Source organism: Curtobacterium sp. NPDC089991 (assembly GCF_044748425.1).
Classification (GTDB): Bacteria; Actinomycetota; Actinomycetes; order Actinomycetales; family Microbacteriaceae; genus Curtobacterium.
Genome location: NZ_JBIVGB010000003.1, coordinates 345,304 through 365,734, shown reverse-complemented (window position 1 = coordinate 365,734; position 20,431 = coordinate 345,304). Strand labels below are relative to the sequence as shown.

The 20,431-nt window shown below is 71.6% G+C and carries 15 protein-coding genes and 1 riboswitch; of the genes, 4 read left to right on the top strand and 11 right to left on the bottom strand.

The window, feature by feature from the left end; all coding sequences use genetic code 11:
- Positions 1-67 precede the first annotated feature (67 nt).
- Positions 68-1,474 (top strand): MFS transporter, encoded by a 1,407-nt coding sequence (locus tag ACIPV1_RS11015; RefSeq protein WP_402726362.1) that lies wholly within the window; start codon positions 68-70, stop codon positions 1,472-1,474.
- A 105-nt stretch (positions 1,475-1,579) separates the two neighbouring features.
- Here the strand turns inward: ACIPV1_RS11015 and ACIPV1_RS11010 are convergent, their stop codons facing one another.
- From ACIPV1_RS11010 to ACIPV1_RS10995, 4 genes are all read right to left on the bottom strand, one after another.
- Positions 1,580-2,185, bottom strand: a complete 606-nt coding sequence (locus tag ACIPV1_RS11010) for an ATP-binding protein (protein ID WP_402726361.1) — start codon at positions 2,183-2,185, stop codon at positions 1,580-1,582.
- Positions 2,178-4,730, bottom strand: coding sequence for an ATP-binding cassette domain-containing protein (locus tag ACIPV1_RS11005; RefSeq protein WP_402726360.1), 2,553 nt, complete (start codon positions 4,728-4,730; stop codon positions 2,178-2,180). The genes ACIPV1_RS11010 and ACIPV1_RS11005 overlap by 8 nt, the downstream gene beginning before the upstream one ends.
- On the bottom strand, positions 4,634-5,272 hold the full coding sequence (locus ACIPV1_RS11000; protein WP_402726359.1) for an ECF transporter S component: 639 nt from the start codon (positions 5,270-5,272) through the stop codon (positions 4,634-4,636). Before ACIPV1_RS11000 ends, ACIPV1_RS11005 begins: the two co-directional genes overlap by 97 nt.
- A riboswitch (TPP riboswitch) is annotated at positions 5,268-5,379 on the bottom strand. (Overlaps the previous gene by 5 nt.)
- Positions 5,380-5,478: 99 nt before the next feature.
- Complete coding sequence (locus ACIPV1_RS10995) at positions 5,479-5,799, bottom strand: hypothetical protein (RefSeq protein ID WP_111086838.1); 321 nt, start codon at positions 5,797-5,799, stop codon at positions 5,479-5,481.
- 129 nt (positions 5,800-5,928) lie between these two features.
- Here ACIPV1_RS10995 and glgX point away from each other — a divergent pair, with 129 nt between their 5' ends.
- Genes glgX through treZ form a run of 3 tightly spaced genes read left to right on the top strand, consistent with a single transcriptional unit; the run spans position 5,929 to position 12,412 of the window.
- Positions 5,929-8,163, top strand: coding sequence for a glycogen debranching protein GlgX (gene glgX, locus ACIPV1_RS10990; RefSeq protein WP_123294024.1), 2,235 nt, complete (start codon positions 5,929-5,931; stop codon positions 8,161-8,163).
- Positions 8,160-10,661 (top strand): malto-oligosyltrehalose synthase, encoded by a 2,502-nt coding sequence (treY, locus tag ACIPV1_RS10985; RefSeq protein ID WP_402726358.1) that lies wholly within the window; start codon positions 8,160-8,162, stop codon positions 10,659-10,661. The genes glgX and treY overlap by 4 nt, the downstream gene beginning before the upstream one ends.
- Entirely contained in the window at positions 10,658-12,412 is a 1,755-nt protein-coding gene (gene treZ / locus ACIPV1_RS10980) for a malto-oligosyltrehalose trehalohydrolase (RefSeq protein ID WP_402726357.1), read from the top strand. Before treY ends, treZ begins: the two co-directional genes overlap by 4 nt.
- A 108-nt stretch (positions 12,413-12,520) precedes the next feature.
- On the opposite strand, the gene ACIPV1_RS10975 is transcribed toward treZ, so the two are convergent.
- The 7 genes from ACIPV1_RS10975 to ACIPV1_RS10945 form a co-directional block, all read right to left on the bottom strand.
- Positions 12,521-13,315: a polyprenol monophosphomannose synthase gene (locus ACIPV1_RS10975; protein WP_123294027.1), complete on the bottom strand. Its 795-nt coding sequence runs from the start codon at positions 13,313-13,315 to the stop codon at positions 12,521-12,523.
- Positions 13,316-13,360: 45 nt separating this feature from the next.
- Positions 13,361-14,053: a class F sortase gene (locus ACIPV1_RS10970; protein ID WP_402726356.1), complete on the bottom strand. Its 693-nt coding sequence runs from the start codon at positions 14,051-14,053 to the stop codon at positions 13,361-13,363.
- A complete protein-coding gene (locus ACIPV1_RS10965) occupies positions 14,050-15,204 on the bottom strand; it encodes a glycosyl hydrolase family 8 (protein ID WP_402726355.1) in 1,155 nt (384 codons plus the stop codon). Before ACIPV1_RS10965 ends, ACIPV1_RS10970 begins: the two co-directional genes overlap by 4 nt.
- Before the next feature lie 101 nt (positions 15,205-15,305).
- A complete protein-coding gene (locus ACIPV1_RS10960) occupies positions 15,306-16,127 on the bottom strand; it encodes a DUF4397 domain-containing protein (RefSeq protein WP_123294030.1) in 822 nt (273 codons plus the stop codon).
- Between the two features lie 197 nt (positions 16,128-16,324).
- Positions 16,325-18,313 carry a glycosyltransferase family 39 protein gene (locus ACIPV1_RS10955; RefSeq protein WP_132099623.1) on the bottom strand — a complete coding sequence of 663 codons (1,989 nt, stop codon included), beginning with the start codon at positions 18,311-18,313 and terminating at the stop codon, positions 16,325-16,327.
- On the bottom strand, positions 18,310-19,851 hold the full coding sequence (locus ACIPV1_RS10950) for a glycosyltransferase (protein WP_402726354.1): 1,542 nt from the start codon (positions 19,849-19,851) through the stop codon (positions 18,310-18,312). The genes ACIPV1_RS10955 and ACIPV1_RS10950 overlap by 4 nt, the downstream gene beginning before the upstream one ends.
- A complete protein-coding gene (locus tag ACIPV1_RS10945) occupies positions 19,848-20,318 on the bottom strand; it encodes a GtrA family protein (RefSeq protein WP_243649870.1) in 471 nt (156 codons plus the stop codon). The genes ACIPV1_RS10950 and ACIPV1_RS10945 overlap by 4 nt, the downstream gene beginning before the upstream one ends.
- Positions 20,319-20,431 lie beyond the last annotated feature (113 nt).

Genomic DNA, 20,431 nt, shown 5'->3' with positions numbered 1-20,431 from the left:
CAGTGAGGTGACACCGCGTTACGCGGCTGGTTCCACCGGACGTCGGAGCCGACCATGCTGCTGAGGCATGCCGACCCCGACCACTGCTGCCGCGCCTCCCGTCCGCCGTGCCGAACCGACGACGGGCGCGACCCGTCGTCGGGTCGCCCTCGCCTCGTTCGTCGGCACGACGGTCGAGTACTACGACTTCTACCTGTACGCGACGGCGTCCGCCCTGGTGTTCGCGCCCACGTTCTTCCCGTCGGTGACGCCGGCGATCGGCGTGATCGCGTCGTTCGCGACCTACGGGGTCGGCTTCGTCGCGCGGCCGCTCGGCGGGGTGATCGCCGGACACCTGGGCGACCGCATCGGACGGAAGAAGCTGCTCGTCGCGTCCCTGGTGCTGATGGGCATCGCGTCGACCCTGATCGGGGTCGTGCCGTCGGCGGCGACCATCGGGGTCGGTGCCGTCGTCGCGCTGGTGTTCCTGCGGCTGCTGCAGGGCGTCGCCGCCGGCGCGGAGTGGGGCGGGTCCGCGCTGCTGTCCGTCGAGCACGCGCCCGAACGGCACCGCGGGCTGTTCGGGGCGTTCACGCAGATGGGGTCGGCGGGCGGGATGCTGCTCGCGACCGGCGTGTTCACCCTGGTGCGGTCCCTGCTCGGCAACGAGGTGTTCCTGGCCTGGGGCTGGCGGCTGCCGTTCCTGTTCTCCGCGGTGATCGTGGCCGTCGGCCTGGTGATCCGGCTCGGCGTGCAGGACGCTCCGGTGTTCCAGGAGCTGCGGGCCTCCGGCGGGGTCGAGCGGTTCCCGGTCTGGCAGGCGATCCGACACCACCCGCGCGCGATCCTGGTGACCGCCGGGCTGCGCCTGGTGCAGCCCGCGCTGTACTCGATCCTGACGACGTACTCGCTGACCTACCTCGCAGCCGTACGGGGACCGGCGGGCTCGGACGCCGGTCTGCAGGCGGTGCTCGTCATCTCGGCGGTGTCGCTCGTGTCGACGCCGTTCTGGGGGTGGCTGTCCGACCGGGTGGGACGCCGCGTGCTCACGATCTGGTCGGCCGTCGGCATCGCCGTGCTCATCTGGCCGTTCTTCGCGTTCCTCGACGCCGGGCCGCTCGTGCTGCTGCCGCTCGTGGCGCTGATCGGGATGTGCGTCTTCCACGACAGCATCTACGGGCCGCAGGCGGCCTGGTTCGCGGAGCAGTTCCCGACCGGTCGGCGGTACTCGGGGATGTCGCTCGGGTACCAGATCGGGTCGATCTTCTCGGTGGGGCTGACGCCGCTGCTCGCTGCGGTGTTCGTGGAGCTCGGTGGGGGCTCGCCGTGGATCCTGTGCGGGTACCTCGGGGTGTACGCGGTGCTGACCATCGTGGCGGCGGTGTTCGCGGTGGACCCGGTCGCGCGGGCGCGGGGCCGCGGCGCGCGGGGCGGCGCGCGGGGCGGCGCGCGGGGCGCTGCGCGGGGCCGCGCGCGGGGCCGAGTCTCGCGGTGAGCGACAGTTCTCGCGCCCGGGCGTCCGTGAACTGTCGCGCAGCCCGAGACTCGGCGCGGCCGGCCCGAGACTCGGCGCGGGCGGTCCGAGACTCGCGGCGACCCGCTATGTCCGCAGCACCACGTCGGCCAGGGACGCCGGGTCCTCGGCGGCGATGAAGTCCTGCTCCTGCGCCGCCCACCGGTCCCACTCGCGCGCGAAGGTGTCGCCGTCGCGGCCGATCGCCCGGTCCCAGCGGACTGCGTCGTCGGCCTCGAGCCACACCGCCAACGAAGCCAGCGGCGCTGACGCCCGGGACACCGCCCCGCAGCCCTCGATCACGATCGGCAGGTCGGGGTCGACCGCGGTCCACTCCGCCGGGCCGTCGGCCACCCAGTCCCACCGGCGGTACCCGCTGGGAGGCCCGAGCACGTCGCGGACCACGGCGTCGGCCGCCGCGCGGAGTCCGTCCCACCCCGGGTAGACGTCGTCGAGGTGCACGACCTGCGCCCCCAGCAGCTGCGCGAGCTGGTCGCCGAGAGTCGTCTTGCCGGTGCCGGAGCGCCCGTCGACCAGGACCACGAGGCGCCCGCCCGACGCTGCCGCGGCGCCTGCAGCAGCTGCGGCGACACCTGCGGCGAGACCGTCGCCGCCCGACGGGTCCGACGGGTCCGCCGGGTCAACCGGGTCCACCTGGTCCGCCGGGGCCACCGGGCCCGCCGACTCACGCACGCCAGGTCCCCGCTGCCACGGCGACCGCGATCGACGCGACACCGATCCCGACGAGCACCGCGACCATCGCCCACTCCGGCCACGCGAACCGGGCGACCCGCGCCCACGTGCGTCGCCCGGGAGCCCCGAACCCGCGCGACTCCATCGCCACCGCCAACGTCGTCGCCCGTCGCAGTGCCAGGACCAGCAGCGCGAACGCCATCGATGCCCCGCGCCGCAGCCGTCCGGTGTCGGCAAGACCCCGCGCACGCCGCGCCATCGCGAGCTGCCGCCAGTCGTCCACGAGCAGCGTCATCATCCGGATGGCCGCGAGGGCCCCGAGCACGAACCGCGCCGGCAGCCGCAGCACCTGCGCGAGCCCGTCGGCCAGGTCGGTCGGGTCGACGCGGATGAACAACGCGACCGCGGGCAGCCCCACCGCGAGCACGCGGAGCGCCGTCGCCAACGCGAGCGTGAGCGACCCGTCGGTGACGTGGGCGAAGCCGAAGTCGAACCACTCCCGTCCGGAGGGCCGCCCGTACAGCGCGATGCTCACCGCCGTGAGCGGCACGGCCACCAGGACCGGTGACACCCGCAGCAGCAGGGTCCGCACCGGCAGCCGCAGGAGGGGCAGCAGCGCGAGCTCGACCGCGAGGGCGACGGCTGCGGACACGACGTCCAGGCTCAGCACGAGGCACACGCCGAGCGCGAGGACGCCGACGAGCGAGGCCACCGGTTGGACGGCGGCTCGGTCGGCTCGGTCGGTTCGGCCTGGAGGCGCGGCTCGGCCCGCCGCCGTCGGCACCGTCTCCGGGGTGGTCGCCGTCGCACCCCCCTGGTCGCGTTCCACGCGCCCTTGGTCGCGGTCCACGCGCCGGGCGCCGTCCGCCGCGAGCACGACCTCGTCGGCGTCGAGCGCCCGGATCAGGTCGCGGTCGTGCGTGACGGCGACGACGGTGGTGCCGTAGTCGGCGAGTGCTCCGAGGTGCCGGACGACGGCGTCCCACGTGGACCGGTCCTGCCCGGAGGTCGGTTCGTCGAGCACGACGAGCGGCGGCCGCGCGGCGACGACCGCGGCGATGGCGAGCCGTCGCTGCTCGCCGCCGGACAGCGTGAACGGGTTGGCCTCGGCGAGGTGGGCGAGGCCGAACTCGCCGAGGAGCACGTCCGCCCGACCCGCGGCGTCCGGAGCACCGATCGCGCGGGGGCCGGCCTCGACCTCCTCGCGGACGGAGCCGGCGACGAACTGGTGCTCGGGGTCCTGGAAGACGGTGCCGATGCGAGCGGCGAGTTCGCGGCTCGACCACGTGTGCGGCGCCGCGTCGAGGCCTGAGGCGAGGTCCGTCGTGGCCGCGAGCTCCCCCGCGACCGGAGGCAGGAGCCCCGCGAGCGTGAGGCCGAGCGTCGACTTGCCGATCCCGTTCGGCCCCGTGATCGCCAGGACCTGCCCGGCTCGGAGTTCGAGGTCGATCCCGCTTCCCACCCGCTGTCGCTTGCCCCGGGCGGTCCCGAGGTCCCGCGCTTCGAGCAGCGCGCCCGCTCCCGTGCCCGCCCCCTCGCCGAGCGGGCGAAATGCCGCGGTCCCCTCGGCAGCCGACCCGGGCATTTCGCCCGTTCGCGCAGCCGCAGCCGCAGCAGGCCGCCCGCGGGCCGCGCCACGCTCCGGCTCGGCGCCGGGCACCCACACCCCGGCCGCGGTGAGCGCGGCGCCGTGGCGCACGAGCACCTCGGCAGGCGCGCCGTCCGCGACGACCCCGCCGCCGGGCTCGAGCAGCACGAGGCGGTCGACCAGGTCGAGCCAGGTGCCGATCCGGTGCTCCACCACGAGCAGGGTCGCCCCCGTCTCTTCGAGCAGTGCGCGGACGGCGTCGTGCACCTGGGCCACGCCGGCCGGGTCGAGGTTCGCGCAGGGTTCGTCGAGCACGAGGGCTCCCGGACGCATCGCGAGCACCCCGGCGAGCGCCAGTCGTTGCCGCTGGCCGCCGGAGAGCATCGCGGTCGAACGGTCGAGGGGCAGGTCGAGCCCGACGACCGCGAGCGCCGAGCGCACCCGTGCCCAGGTCTCGGCGCGCGGGACGCCGAGGTTCTCGCACCCGAAGGCCACGTCGTCGCCGATCCGCGACATCACGGTGTGCGCCTCGGGGTCCTGCATGACGAGGCCGACACGCCCGCGGACCGCGCGGGGGTCGGCACCGTCGACCAGGACCGAACCCTGCACGGAAGCAGCGGTGTCGTCGGTGGGGTCGGGTTCGTCGGGCAGCACGGCGGCCACTGCCCGGAGCAGCGTCGACTTGCCGGAGCCGGACGGCCCGACGATCGCGACCCGCTCCCCCGGCTCGACGGTCAGGTCGACGCCGCGGACGGCCCACTCGGCACGTTCGGGGTAACGCCATCCCCAGTCGCGGAACGCGATGCGCGCGGCGCGCACGCCGACGACGTCCGGGGACGTCGACGACGGAGCGGACACCGTCACACCAGTTCGCGCGGCCGACGCCGGCTGTGCTCCCGGCTGGCCGCGAACGACGAGAGCACGCCGGTGCGTGCGAGCGCCCGGACGACCAGCCATGAGCCGGCGCCCGCGATGACGGCACCCGACACGATCGCGCACACGACGTAGACGACCTTGAACGCGGCGTCGAGACCCGGGTACCACAGCACGGTGTCGTTGATGCCGAGCGCGAGACCGGCTGCGGCCCCCGCCAGGACGACGACCGGCAGCCGGTACACGCGGTACAGGAAGAGTGCGAGGACGATCTCGGCGCCGAGTCCCTGGACCAGTCCGGCCTCGAGCGTCAGCCACCCCCACTGCGTGCCGAACAGTGCCTCGACGGACGCGGCGACCATCTCGCCGTAGAGCGCGGCGCCGGGCTTGCGGACGACGATCGCGACGAGCGGCCCGGCGAGCAACCAGACTCCGCCGAACAGGGCCTTCGTGCCCGGGAGGACGAGGTCCATGACGGCGCTGATGGGTTCGTAGCCGAACTCCCACAGCCGGAAGACGACGCCGAGTGCCACCGCGAGCACGCTCGCGACGACGATGTCGACGACCCGCCAGCGCAGCGATCGCCGCGGGGCGGTGTGGACGGTTGATGACGTGCCAGAAGACATGGTGCTGGACTCCTCCCTGCGCCGGCATGATCCGGATCAGGTTCGACGGTCGGAGCGCCACTCGCTCCCTCTCAGCCCGGCGGTCCCGGACTCCCGTGTGTGTCCCAGCAGTCTAGACGTGGTCGCGACCACGTGACGGGTCGCGACCACACATCGGACGGGAGGCCCGTGGCGGGTCCGCCACGGGCCTCCCGTCCGGTGTGTCGCTACTTCTTCAGGACGCGCACCAGTTTGCGGAGCACGGTGCCGGTCACCCAGACGAGCGGGATGCTCACCGCGACGAGCGAGATGAGGTTCGGCTCGAACTCGAGGTCCTTGCCGGGGCGACGGATGTACGCGCCGACCGGGATCGACGCGCCGCCGCCACCACCGCCGCCGTTCTCGTCGTCCCCGCCGCCCCCGAAGCCGAACCAGCCGAGGGACACTGGGATGAGGGTCTGGTCGCCGACCTCGACGGGGTCTCCGTAGTTCGTGGAGACGCCGATCGGGCGTACCTTGTCTGCGATCTGCGTGACGATGTTGGCCATGCGCGCGACGCTACTCGTCCGTTCCTCCACAGGGCGGGCCACGCGCGCACGGGTACACAGCTGGTGCTTGTCTGCGGACGCGGACGGGTGTCACCGATATGTTGGCGCGACCATCACCTGGAGGACCGTTTGCACACCTGGCCCGGCAACCCGTACCCGCTCGGGGCGACCTACGACGGAAGCGGCACGAACTTCGCGCTCTTCAGTGAGGTCGCCGAGCGCGTCGAACTCTGTCTGTTCGACACCGACGGCAACGAAGAGTGCATCCCCCTCGTCGAGGTCGACGCCTACGTCTGGCACGCGTACCTGCCGAACGTCGGCCCCGGCCAGGAGTACGGCTTCCGTGTCCACGGCCCGTACGACCCCGACAACGGTGCACGCTGCAACCCGTCGAAGCTCCTGCTCGACCCCTACGCCAAGGCGACGAGCGGCGAGATCGACTGGGACCAGTCGCTCTTCGCCTACACGTTCGGCGACCCGGACTCGACGAACGACGACGACTCCGCGGCGCACATGATGAAGGGCGTCGTGATCAACCCGTTCTTCGACTGGCAGGGCGACCGCGCACCGCGCACGCCCTACGGCGAGACGGTCATCTACGAAGCGCACGTCAAGGGCCTCACCGAGACCCACCCCGACGTGCCCGAGGAGCAGCGCGGCACCTACGCCGGCGTCTCGCACCCCGCGGTCATCGAGCACCTGAAGCGACTCGGCATCACGACGCTCGAGCTCATGCCGGTGCACCAGTTCGTGAACGACTCGACCCTGCAGGACAAGGGGCTGTCGAACTACTGGGGCTACAACACCATCGGCTTCTTCGCGCCGCACTCCTCGTACTCGTCCTCGGGCGACCAGGGGCAGCAGGTGCAGGAGTTCAAGACGATGGTGCGGGAGCTCCACCGCGCCGGCATCGAGGTCGTGCTCGACGTCGTCTACAACCACACCGCCGAGGGCAACCACCTCGGGCCGACGCTGTCGTTCCGCGGCATCGACAACGCGGCGTACTACCGCCTGGTCGACGACGACAAGAAGTTCTACATGGACTACACGGGCACCGGGAACTCGCTCAACGTCGGGCACCCGCACTCGCTGCAGCTCATCCTCGACTCGCTGCGCTACTGGGTGACCGAGATGCACGTCGACGGCTTCCGCTTCGACCTCGCCTCGGCGCTCGCCCGCGAGTTCTACGAGGTGGACCGCCTGTCCGCGTTCTTCGAGCTCGTGCAGCAGGACCCGATCGTGTCGCAGGTCAAGCTCATCGCCGAGCCGTGGGACGTCGGCCCCGGCGGCTACCAGGTCGGCAACTTCCCGCCCCAGTGGTCCGAGTGGAACGGCAAGTACCGCGACACCGTGCGCGACTTCTGGCGCGGCGAGTCGTCGACCCTCGGTGAGTTCGCGTCGCGCATCTCCGGCTCGGCCGACCTGTACGAGCACGACGGCCGGACGCCCAAGGCGAGCATCAACTTCATCACCGCGCACGACGGCTTCACGCTGTACGACCTCGTCGCCTACAACGAGAAGCACAACGACGCCAACGGCGAGGACAACAACGACGGCGAGAGCCACAACCGGTCCTGGAACTCCGGCGCCGAGGGTCCGACGGACGACGAGTCCGTGAACGCCCTGCGGCTCCAGCGCCGCCGGAACTTCCTGGCGACCCTGCTCCTCAGCCAGGGCGTGCCGATGATCGCCCACGGTGACGAGCTCGGCCGTTCGCAGTCCGGCAACAACAACGTCTACGCACAGGACTCCGAGCTCAGCTGGATCGACTGGGACACCGCGGACGACGACCTCGTCCAGTTCACGGCCGACGTGGTCAAGCTGCGCCACGACCACCCGACGTTCCGTCGCACCCGGTACTTCAACGGGCGCCCGGTGCGCCGTGGTCAGGACGAGCCGCTGCCCGACGTCGTCTGGCTCACGCCCGAGGGTGACGCGATGTCGCCGGAGGACTGGGACTCCGGTTTCGGCAAGAGCGTCGGCATGTACCTGAACGGCGACGGCATCCGCGGGCGCGACTCCCGCGGCGAGCGCGTCACCGACGTGGCGTTCATCACGTACTTCAACGCCCACGACGACGTCGTGACGTTCACGTTGCCGCCCGAGGAGTACGCACCCGGCTGGACGGTCCGCATCGACACCGCCGAGCCCGGTGCCCGTGACGAGATCGTCGAGGCGGGCACACCGCTCGACGTGCCCGCGCGCTCGATGATCGTCCTGCGTGCCGAGCCGAACCACGAGGTCTCGGTCACCCCGGTCGAGGTCCAGCACCACGACGGCGCCCCCGAGCCCCGGTCCCCGCAGGACGCCGTCACCCCGGCCAACCCGGCCGGTTCCACCGCACCGAGCGGCACCGCGCGATGACGACCGTCACGCCGGGGGCCGGACGTCGCGTTCCCGTCTCGACGTACCGGCTGCAGGTCTCGGCGGACTTCGACCTGGCCGCCGCACGCGACCTCGTCGACTACGTGCACGACCTCGGGGCCGACTGGCTGTACCTGTCGCCGGTCCTGCAGTCGGAGCCCGGCTCGAACCACGGCTACGACGTCGTCGACCACACGCACGTCGACACCGACCGCGGCGGTGACGAGGCCCTCCAGGTCCTCGCCGAGGCCGCGCACGCGGTCGGGCTCGGCGTGCTGGTCGACGTCGTCCCGAACCACGTCGGGGTCGCCACCCCGGCGGTCAACCCGTGGTGGTGGTCCCTGCTCGAACTCGGCCAGGGCTCCCCCGTCGCCTGGGCGTTCGACGTCGACTGGGACGCCGGCGACGGCAAGGTCCGGGTGCCGGTCCTCGACGACCGGCTGCTCGACGCGGTCACACTCGACACGTCCGACGCCGAGCACCCGGTGCTCCGGGTCGGCGACACCGCGTACCCGACCGCGCCGGGCACCGCCCACCCGGGCGACTCGGTCGAGGCCGTGCACGCGCTGCAGCACTACGCGTTCGTGCACTGGAAGCGTGCGGACCACGAGCTGAACTACCGCCGGTTCTTCGCGGTGAACACGCTCGCGGCCATCCGGGTCGAGGAACCCGAGGTGTTCGCGGCGTCGCACGGCGTGATCGGCGGCTGGTTCCGCGACGGCCTCGTCGACGGCCTGCGCATCGACCACCCCGACGGACTGTACGACCCCGCCGGCTACCTGCAGGACCTCGCCGAGCTGACCGGCGGCGCGTACACCCTCGTCGAGAAGATCCTCGAACCCGGCGAGGAACTCCCGAGCTCCTGGCCGGTCGACGGCACGACCGGGTACGACGCCCTCGGTGTCCTGGACCGCGTTCTCGTCGACCCCGCGGGCGAACCCTCGCTGACCGCGGCGTCGGGCGCGGAGCCCGCCGACTGGCAGCAGCTCACGCACGACACCCGCCGCGGCATCGCCGACGGGATCCTCGGCAGCGAGGTCGAGCGACTCGCCCGACTGCTCGCGCCGGTCACCGCCGGAGCGGACGCGATCACGCACGAACGGCTCGTCGACGCCCTCGCCGAGGTCGTGGCGTCGTTCGACGTGTACCGCACCTACCTGCCCGAGGGCGCGCACCACCTCATCGCGGCGCTCGAACGCGCGGCAGAGTCCCGTCCCGACCTCGACGACGTCATCGACCGGATCGCACCGGCGCTCGTCGACCCGGACAACGCCGCCGCGATCCGCCTGCAGCAGACGAGCGGCATGGTGATGGCCAAGGGCGTCGAGGACACGGCGTTCTACCGCACGTCCCGCTTGACGTCCCTGAGCGAGGTCGGTGGTGACCCGAGCGTCTTCGCGGTGTCCGTGGCCGACTTCCACCAGGCGCAGCGCGACCGGCTCGGCAGCTGGCCGCACACCATGACGACGCTCACCACCCACGACACGAAGCGCAGCGAGGACACCCGCGCACGCATCGCGGTCCTGGCCGAGCTCGGCAGCGAGTGGGCCGACACGCTCGACCGGTTGCAGTCCCTCGTCCCGCTCGAGGACCGTGTGTTCGCGGACCTGCTCTGGCAGGCGATCGTCGGTGCCCGTCCCGCGAGTCGTGAGCGGCTGCACGCCTACGCCGAGAAAGCATCCCGCGAAGCCGGCGACAGCACCACCTGGACCGAGCCGGACACGGCGTTCGAGGAGCGCATGCACGCCCTCGTCGACGCGGCGTTCGACGAGCCCGCCGTGGTGGCCGTGCTCGATGCCCTCGACGAACGGATCGACGCGGCTGGGTGGTCGAACGGGCTCGCGCAGAAGCTCGTGCAGCTCACGGCACCCGGCGTCCCCGACGTCTACCAGGGCACCGAGTTCTGGGACCGGTCCCTCGTCGACCCCGACAACCGCCGAGCCGTGGACTACGCCGAGCGGCGCCACGTCCTCGCCGAGATCGACGGCCCGGACGACGACGGCCCCGAGGACCTCCCGGCGATCGGGATCGACGGCGCCGCGAAGCTCCTCGTGACCGCCCGTGCACTCCGTCTCCGCCGCGACCACCCGGAGCTCTTCACGCGGTACCTCGCGCTCGAGGCGACGGGCAGCGCGGCGGACCACGTCGTCGCGTTCGACCGCGGCGGTGCCGTGACGATCGCCACGCGCCTGCCGATCGGCCTCGAACGGGTCGGTGGCTGGGGTGACACCCTCGTGCACGCCGTCCCTGTCGACCGGGTCGACCTGCTCACCGGCAAGACCTTCCCGGCCAGCCGGGGCATCGCCCTCGCGGATCTGCTCACCACCTACCCGGTCGCGCTGCTCGTGCCGGCCGCCACGGTCGGGGAACCCGGCCACGCCGACACGGTGACCGACGCGTCCGACGCGGGACGGGCCTCCCGGTCGACCGCCCGGACCACCCCGGCGACCGAGTCCGACGCGCAAGCGGAGATCGACATCCTGGAGGGTCACGCATGACCGCACCCGACCGTTACGCCGTCTGGGCGCCCGAGCCGGACCGCGTCCGGCTGGTCGTCGACGACGTCGAGTACCCGCTGACCCGGGGCGACGACGACTGGTGGTCGACCGACGCGATCATGCCGGTTGTCGGTGCCCGCTACGGGTTCCGCCTCGGCGACGACGACGCGGTCCGACCCGACCCCCGCAGTCGCTTCCAGCCGGACGGGGTGCACGGCACGTCCGCCGTCGTCGACCCCGCGCGCTTCGCGTGGACCGACGAGTCGTGGACCGGGCGTCCAGCCCGCGGTGCCGTCATCTACGAGATGCACGTCGGCACCTACACGCCGGAGGGGACCCTCGACGCGGCGGCGCAGAAGCTCGACCACCTGGTCGAACTCGGCGTCGAGTTCGTCGAACTGCTGCCCGTGAACGGTGTGAACGGTGAGTGGAACTGGGGCTACGACGGGGTCGCCTGGTACGCGGTGCACGCCCCTTACGGCGGCCCCGACGCCTACGACCGCTTCGTCGACACGGCGCACTCACTCGGCCTGGGGGTCATCCAGGACGTCGTCTACAACCACCTCGGGCCGAGCGGCAACTACCTGCCGCTGTTCGGGCCGTACCTGGTGCAGGGGCTCGCGAACACGTGGGGCGACTCGGTGAACGTCGAGCACCCCGAGGTGCGTCGGTACGTGCTCGACAACGTGCGCATGTGGTTCCGCGACCACCACGTCGACGGGCTCCGGCTCGACGCCGTGCACGCGATCCGCGACACCACGCGGCCGCACGTCCTGACCGAGATGGCCGACGAGACGGACGCCCACGGTTCCTTCGTCGGTCGTCCGCTGTCCCTGATCGCCGAGTCGGACCTCAACGACCCGGTGATGTTCCGCCCGCGGGAAGCCGCCGGGTACGGGCTCGCCGGACAGTGGTCCGACGACTTCCACCACGCCGTGCACGTGGCGCTGACGGGCGAGACGAACGGTTACTACGCCGACTTCGCACCGCTGTCGGCACTCGCGAAGGTGCTCGACCACGGGTTCTTCCACGACGGCACGTGGTCGTCGTTCCGTGGCCGGCGCCACGGGCAACCGATCGACCGTGGGACCTCCCCGGCGACGGCCCTGGTGGTCACGAACCAGAACCACGACCAGATCGGCAACCGCGCGGCGGGCGACCGTCTGGCGGCGACGCTCGACGACGAAGGCCTCGTCATCGCTGCGGCACTGACGCTGCTGGGTCCGTTCACCCCCATGCTGTTCATGGGTGAGGAGTTCGCCGCGACGACACCGTGGCAGTTCTTCACGTCGCACCCGGAGCCCGAGCTCGGCAAGGCGACGGCCGAGGGCCGCATCCGCGAGTTCGCGGAGCACGGCTGGGACGAGTCGGCCGTGCCGGACCCGCAGGATCCGACGACGTTCACGAACTCGAAGCTCGACTGGGCCGACGTCAGTTCCGAGCGGGGGGCGGCGATCCTGCGTGCCTACCGGGTGCTCGTCGCCCTGCGCCGGACCGACCAGGCCTTCGTCGACCACCGGTACGAGGCGAACGCCGTGCGGTTCAGCGAGGACCGCCCGTGGCTGGTGCTCACGCGTGGGCTGCTCGGACCGGACGTGGCACCCGTGCACGTCGTGGTGAACTTCCTCGACGACGCAGCCGAGGTGCCGGTCCCCGGTGCCACCGGCGAAGAGCTCTACCGGTTCGGAGCGGCCGAGGTCGCGACGGACTGCGTGCGGTTCCGCGGCCGGGGTGTGGTGGTGCTGCGCTAGTCGCTGCACTGTCACCGAACCGAGACTCGGGGTGGGCGACGGTCTTCGTGCTGCACAGCACGAGTCCTGTCGCCCACCCCGAGTCTCGTCGAACGGTGGGCCAGCGGGTCAGGCCGCGTGGTCGGCCACGGCGTGCGCGTTCGTGCGCACGGACGGCAGCTTCCGGTGGTCCTTGACCAGGGAACGGGTCTCGCGGATGCGGCGGTCGATGCCCCACTTCGTCACGAGGGCCAGGCTCTCGCGCACGATGTTGCCGCTCATCTTCGAGACGCCGAACTCCCGCTCGGTGAACGTGATCGGGGTCTCGACGACGCGCAGCCCGGCCTCGAGGGCACGCCAGCACAGGTCGACCTGGAAGCAGTAGCCCTTCGAGGCGACGCCGGCCAGGTCGATCCGCTCGAACGCCCGTGAGGTGAAGACCCGGAACCCGCCGGTGGCGTCGCGGACGGCGATGCCGAGGGCCAGGCGCGTGTAGAGGTTGCCGCCACGGGAGAGCAGTTCGCGGTACCAGGGCCAGTTCTCGACCTTGCCGCCCTTGATCCAACGGGACCCGAGCACGAGGTCGTTCGTGTCCGCGAGCTCGAGCATCCACGGCAGGTACTCGGGGTGGTGCGAGCCGTCGGCGTCCATCTCGACGAGCTTGGCGTAGCCGTGCTCGAGGCCCCAGGCGAACCCGGACAGGTACGCGCCGCCGAGACCGTCCTTCACCGTGCGGTGCATGACGTGCACGCGGTCGGTCTCACGGGCGATGGCGTCGGCGATGTCACCGGTGCCGTCCGGCGAGTTGTCGTCGACGACCAGCACGTGGACGTTCTCGTCGGTGGCGGCGAGCGTGCGCTCGACGATGGGACGGACGTTCTCCGCCTCGTCGTAGGTCGGGATGATGACCAGGGTCTCGCTCATGGTGCTCCTCGTGCTCCACATCGAATGTATCGGTCGGTGTTTGGGTCAGTCCGACGAGAGGTCTGCGAACACGATCAGATTGTCCGTGTAGTGCCCGGTGGCGGTGTCGAACACGCCGTCGCAGGTGATCAGTCGGAGCTGGGGGGTCGGGGTGGTGCCGTAGACGTCGCTCGTCGGGAACGCCGACTTGGCGGCGCGTTCCGAGCGGTCGACGGTGAAGGTGCGGGTGCTGCCGTCGGACATCGCGACGTGGATCTCGTCGCCGGCGACCAGTTCGTCGAGCCGGAAGAACACGGCGGCGCTCGTCGGGCTGTCGACGTGGCCGGCGATGACTGCCGGGCCGACCTCACCGGGGACGATGCCGTCGCTGAACCACCCGGCGCTGTCCCAGTCGACGGGCGGGTCGAGTTCGCCGGCCGTGCCGCGGTGCAGGTCCTCGAGGTTCGACTGCACGCCGATCGCGGGGATCGAGACGCTGACGGGGGTCGCCGCGGATCGGGCAGCGGGTACGGCCGGGTCCTGGAACCCCTCGATGCCCGACCCTGCAGAAGCAGAAGCAGAAGCCGAACTCGACGGCGCCGAACCGGCCCGCCCGTCCGACCCGTCACTGCCGACGGTCGACGCGAGCGCCACACCGGTGACGCCGCCGCCCACGACGACCGCGGCGAGCACGGCCCCGATCAGCACGCCACGACGTCGGAACACCGAGCCACGCCCGGCGGACCGTCGGCCGGTCACGATGCCCCTCCAGCCGTCGTCGCGCAGCCGCCGAGCACGTCCGAGGTGAGCATGGTCGAACCGAGGGCGGCCCAGGCGTCCCCGTAGTAGGTCGGCGTGGTGGCAGCCGTCCGGTCGGCCCGCTCGAGGTCGTCGGCAGCCGCACCGGAGGAACCGGCCGCGTACTCGGCGGCGGCCCGGGCGGTGTACGCCAGGGCGTTCGTGTCCCCGGTCACGGCGGTGCCGCCCAGGTCGAGCTGCGCCGCGAGCTGCGTCGTCCGACGCAGGGTCGGGACGAGCGAGCCAGCCAGGGCGCGGTCGTCGGCGGAGCAGGCCTCGGCGTAGCGGACGGGCGTCCGCATCGCGTCGTAGCCGTACAGCACGCGCTGGTCCCCACCGGTGGCGGGCATCGGGTCGACGGTGCCGTCGGCGTGCACCTGCGACCAGTCGCTCGGCAGCTGCGACTCGTCGAGCACTGCCGCGGTCGCCGCGCGGGACCCACGGTTCAGCGCGGTCCAGCGGTCGTCGCCCGTGGCCTTCGCCAGCACCGCGAAGGCTGCCGGGGACGCGTACGAGGCGTTGTACCGGTACGGCTCGGAGTCCGCCCACGGCCCGGGCAGCAGGATCGTGCCGAGCTCCGTGGTCGCGGTCTCGTGTTCCAGGATCGCCGAGGCGATGCGCTTGCCGGCTGTCGTGTACCGGTCCTCGCCCCACGCGTCGCCGGCGAGCACCAGGGCCCGCGCGGCGTCGAGGTCGGCGTCACTGGCCGGCTGCTCGTCGGCGACACCGTCGTCGGGCGTCCAACGCCAGGCGAGCAGGTCGTCGTCGGTCAGCATGTGCGTCTTCGTCCACTTCCAGATGTCGTCGAACCGGTCGCGGTCGCCGTTCGCGAAGGCGATGAGCAGCCCGTAGGCCTGTCCCTCGCTGACGGTGTCGTCGCCCTGGTCGGTGCGGACGACGCGGCCGTCCTGCACGTACCGGTCGAGGAACTCCGTGCGGAGCTCCTTCGGGGAGCGTGCCGCGTCGGGCGCGCTGGTCGAGGTCGGGGTGGCGGCCGAGCCGCTCGAGGCCTCGGTGTCCTGCCCCCACGGGCGAACCGCGATGAGCGCGACGCCGACGGCGACGACCACCGCCGCTGCGGCGGTGACGGGTATCCAGGTCCTGCGGGTCATGCTGGCCTGCCTTTCCGTGGATGGTGACGATGGATCTGGACGGGAGGCCCGGATCACGTGAGCGTGTCGGCGCACGTGATCCGTGCCTCCCGGCCAGGGCGTCAGCGGTACAGCGAGCGGAGCGCTGCGATGGCCGTGTGGACGGCCTCCGTCATCGGACGGTCGGCGGCTGCGCCGCCGCCACCCGTCTGCACGCCGCCGGTCGGCGTCGCGGCGGTGGCTGCGGCGTCCGTGACCGGCACGACCGTCAGGTCGCCCTTGCTGTCGTCGAGGACGAACAGGGTGGAGACCGTGTTGCCCGCGAGGTCGACACTGGCGGTGCCCTGCTGGCCGCTGCCGGAGACGTCGAGCGTCCACTTGCCGGAGTCGACGGTGGCGTACTTGGTGGCGGTACCGAACTTCGCGCCCTCGGCGATGGCGGTGCCCTCGGAGGTGCTCACGTCGACCTGCTTCGCCGTGGTGGCGGCCTGGACCAGCCGGAGCTTCGCCTTGCCGTCGCCGGGCTGCTGCAGGTCGTCGGTGAACGCCGTCGTCTTGAGGTCGGTGTTCTTGCCGTACGCGACGACCGTGCTCGCGTCGCCCTTGTCGACCTTGACGTCGGTGGAGATCACGGGCGTGGAGTCCGGGGCGTCCGAGGCCCGCATCGACAGCACGTAGGTGCCGACCGGGAGCTCCTGGTACTTGCTGACCTGGCCGTACGTGACGTCGTCGAGCTCGAAGATCGTCTTGCCGCCGGACAGGCTGGACAGCTCGACGTCGACGCCCTTGGTGTCGGGCGAGAGGTGGCCGACACGGAGCCAGCCCTCGTCGGCGGTGGCGGCGGAGGCGGTCTGGGGTGCTGCGAGTCCGACGGTCGCGGCGACGAGGGTCGCTGCGAGTGCGCCGACGACGACGGTGCGGCGTCGCTGGGTGTGTGCGGTCATGGTCGTGCTCCTTCGGGTCGTGGTGCTGGTCGAGTGGTCTGCGGTGGTGCTGCGGGCCTTGCTGGGGCCGTGGATGCGAGCGTCCCCGCGAGCCGCCCCGCGAGCGGGCGAAATGCCGGGGTCGGCATCCGGAGCACCCGGGTGTTTCGCCCGCTCGGCGATCCGGGCGGCGGACGGGGCGGCGGCGGGGCGGCGGGTCACGAGGCGCTCGTCGCGGTCGTGGTCGGGTCCGCCGGGGTGTAGGTGACGGTGAGGCGTTCGCCCTCACGCTCGACCGACGCCGGCCGGAACGAATCGGGCATCGCCTCGAGGGTGGCGGCCACGCGCTCCGCCGAGGCAGCGTCGCTCGTGTGCAGGACGGCGGTGCGGAACGGCTGGCCGGTCTCGCCCGTGAGCGGGGTGAACCGGTCGACGCGGACGTCCTGGTCGGCGAGCACCTGGCCGAGCGCGATCATCGCTCGCGAGTCGACCTGACCCGCACGGAACTGCGACTTCGTGCCGTCGTCGGCCCGGAGCGCCGGGTTCGACGCCAGCTCGGTGCCCATGGTCTTCCGCAGGTCGCTGGCCCGGGTGATCGCGGTCTGTGCGGCCGTCGATCCCTCGGCGTGGATGCGTCGGACCTCGACCTGCTGGTCACCGGACCCGAAGGTCGCGACGGCCGTCGAGTTCTCGATCGCCTGGCGGATGTCGGACGACGAGTTGCCGCCGGTCCGCATGGAGTCCGTCGTGATGACGTAGTCCGAGTCCTTCCACCCGTTGGGCGACTGGCGCTCCACGGCTCCGTCGGTGTCGAGCTTGTAGTACCAGACCACGTTGTTCCGGGCGAAGCCGTCCTCGACGAGGTCGACCCACATGGCGTCGTCCACCAGCAGTCGGGAGGACTTCGAGACGTTGTCCCCGACCCACTGCTCGGCCTGCTGCATCGGCAGGTCGAGGTTGCCCAGGACGAAGCCGCGCAGCTGTGTTCCCCAGAGCGGCACCGCCACGACGAGTGCGACAGCGGTCGTGACGGCCCAGGTGATGCCGAGACCACGACGGGTCCCGGCGCCGAGGCGGGTTCGGGTGCGGACCCGACCGGCGATCGCCAGGACGGCACGCTCGGCCGTGTAGGCGACCAGCAGGGCGGCGAAGGGGATGAGCATGATGACGTACGGCACCGGCAGGTACCCGTTCGGGCGGAACATCATCGCGAGCAGGAAGACGAGCATCGCGGCGATCGGACGGACCCGTCGCATGAAGAGCCCGACGACCGCGGCGGCCGAGCCGAGCACGATGAACACCGGGTCGAGCGCCCACCACTGCGACGCGGCGGCGTTGGCCAGGCTGCCCGGGTCGAACAGCGAACCCGATGCCGAGCGCGAGCCGAGCTGGTAGGTGATGCCCTCGAACAGGCTGACCCGACCACTGCTCGGCAGCAGCTCGCCCTTGACCGCGGCGAGCAGCAGGTACCCGCCGCCGATGATGACGAGGACGGCGCCGGCGACGCTCAGCGTGTACCGGCGGGTGCTCTTGTCGGCGCGACGGATCGCCATCCAGATGAGGAACGGCAGGGCGAGCAGGTACGTCTCCTTGGAGAGCACCGCGATGCCGAGGCATGCAGCGGCGCCGGCGAACCCGGCGAGTTGCTGGCGACGGCTCAGGACGAGGACGAACGCGGCGAGCAGCCACGGCGTCGCGACGTTGTCGATGTAGACCGTGCGGTGGTACTGCAGGGCGAGCGGCGACAGCGCGAAGACGAGTCCGGCTGCGGCAGCGGTGATCCGGCCGGCACCGAGGCGGCGGGCCAGGACGAACAGCAGGATGCTCGAGACGGCGGAGAAGAAGACCATCGCCTCGCGGCCGGCCTCGACGGCGAACGGGTAGCGCGCGAACGCCCCGGTCAGACCGGTGTAGCCGGCGATCTGGATCCAGCCGAGTGGCGGGTGGTCGTACCAGTACGTGTAGTGCGTGATCTCGCCGAGGTGCATGATCGCCCAGGCCTGCGCCGTGTACGTTCCCTCGTCGTCGATCCGCTGCGGGGTGCCGGACATGTTCCACGCCTGCACGATGACGGTGACGGCGACGACGGGCAGCAGCCACGTCAGGCTCGCGGCGTGCCGGCGGAACCAGGCGCCGATGCCGGTGTGGTTCCCCGCGACGGCACCGCGGATCGGGATGCCGGTGGTGTTGGTGATGCTGGCGGTCATCGGGTCCCTCCTGTGGTCGTGCCGGCGAGCTCACGCTCGGAAGACGAAGACGAAGACGAAGACGTCGCGCCCGCGGACCCGGACCCGGACCCGGACCCGGATCCGGTCAACTCCGACGCGAAACCGACGACCTCGGCGGGCTGCTCGGCGTTCCGGTGCTGGCCCGTGTGCTCCGTCTTCTCCCAGCCGTTCTGCCCCTTGGCGTGGCGGACGACGGCTCGGACGGCTGCTGCGGCGAGGAAGATCTGGTACGGCACGAGACCGAGCACGAGCTTCACGTAGTCGCGGAACCGGACCTTCTCCTTGTAGATGCGACCGAACTCGTTGAGGCCGACGACCTCGACGGCCAGCAGCATGAGCGTCGGTGCCACCGGGATGAACGACACCAGGGCGATCGCCGTCGGCACCTTGACGAACAGGATCATCAGGACGCTGAGCGGGATGAGCAGACCGGTGGCCGCCTGGATGAACGGCATGGTCAGCATGTACCGGGCGAAGAATCGCTGACGGAACGACGGGAGCTTCTTCCACTCCCCCCTGCCGAGCACCTGCAGGAAGCCCTGGTTCCAGCGCGTCCGCTGCTTGAGCAGCGAGGCGAAGGTCGGCGGGGTCTCCTCGCGGGTGACGGCCTCGGGGCTGTACGCCACGACGACCTTCGCGCCGTCGGCGGACAGCCGGACGCCGAGCTCGCAGTCTTCGGCGAGGCAGTGCGCGTCCCAGCCGTTCGACCAGTCGAGGCGTTCCTTCGTCACGAAGACGGTGTTGCCGCCGAGCGGGATGAACTTCGAGCCGGCGTGGAAGTGCAGGCGCGAGCGGAACCAGAAGTAGTACTCCAGGACGTTCCGCAGCGACCACCAGCTGGACTTGAAGTTCATCAGCTGCACGCCGCCCTGCACGACGTCGGCGCCGGTCTCCTGGAACCGCGAGTCCACCAGGGTGAGCAGGTGCGGGTAGACCTCGTCCTCGGCGTCGAACACGCCGACGACGTCACCGGTCGCGTACTGCAGCGCCAGGTTCATCGCCTTCGGCTTGTTCTTCGGCAGGGTGTCGTCGACGACCACCCGGATCAGCTCGGGGTGGCGGGCTGCGGCGGCGCGCACGACGGCGTCCGTCTCCGGGTCGTCCTCGCCGACGATCGCGATGATCTCGAAGTTGGGGTGGTCCTGCTTCGCGAGCATGTCGAGCGTCTGGCCCATGACCTCCTGCTCGTGCCGCCCGGGCACCAGCAGGGTGAAGCGGTGCGCGGCCGGGCGCGGGGTCTGGCTGAAGCTCGTCGACTTCAGCGCGTCCCGCGAGCGCCATGCGTGCAGCATCCACCACAGCGTGGTGAGCGCGACGATCGTGAGCAGCACGGAGATCGCGATGAGCGCGGAGTAGCCGATCCACTCGCCCAGCGACCACGCGGCCTGCTGGGCGGCACCGGAGCCTCCGGTCGGGACGTCGGTGGTCCCTCGGTTCGGGACGCTCGACGGAGCGGTCCCCTCGTTCGGCTGGAGCAGCGGCCCTGCGGCCGTTAGCAGCGTGGCGGAGATGGTCATGCGGCGAGCCCCTTCGTGCGACGAGCATCGGTGGAACGGAAGACGAGGGCCTTGTACGCGGCGAACCGGAAGGCGGTTCCGAGCACGAGGCCGACGCCGTTGCCGGCGACGTTGTCGGCGAAGGTCGAGGTGAACCCGAGGACGTAGTGCGAGACGAACAGGCAGGCCGCGGCGATGCCGAGCCCGATCAGGTTCGTGGCAGCGAAGAGCAGCCCCTCGCGCACGGTCTCGCGGCGGCCGGTCTGGCGCTCGGCGCGGAACGTGATGAAGCGGTTGCCGATCCACGCCACGGCGGTCGCCACGACGGCCGACACGATCTTCGCGGCGATGGGACCGTCGGGCATGACGGTGGCGCGCAGCAGGTTGTAGATGCCCAGGTCGATGACGAAGCAGACGGCACCGATCGTGCCGAACGACGCGAGTTGCCTCGCGGTGGCGAGCAGGCGCGAGACCGTGCCGGGTCGCACGGTCGGCACCGTACCGGTGTCGGGTGACACCAGAACGGGGGTATCAGTTCGGGTCATGCCCCCGATTCGGGGGTAACGCGACTGCGGTTTGGGTGGGGTACGGGCTTACCCAG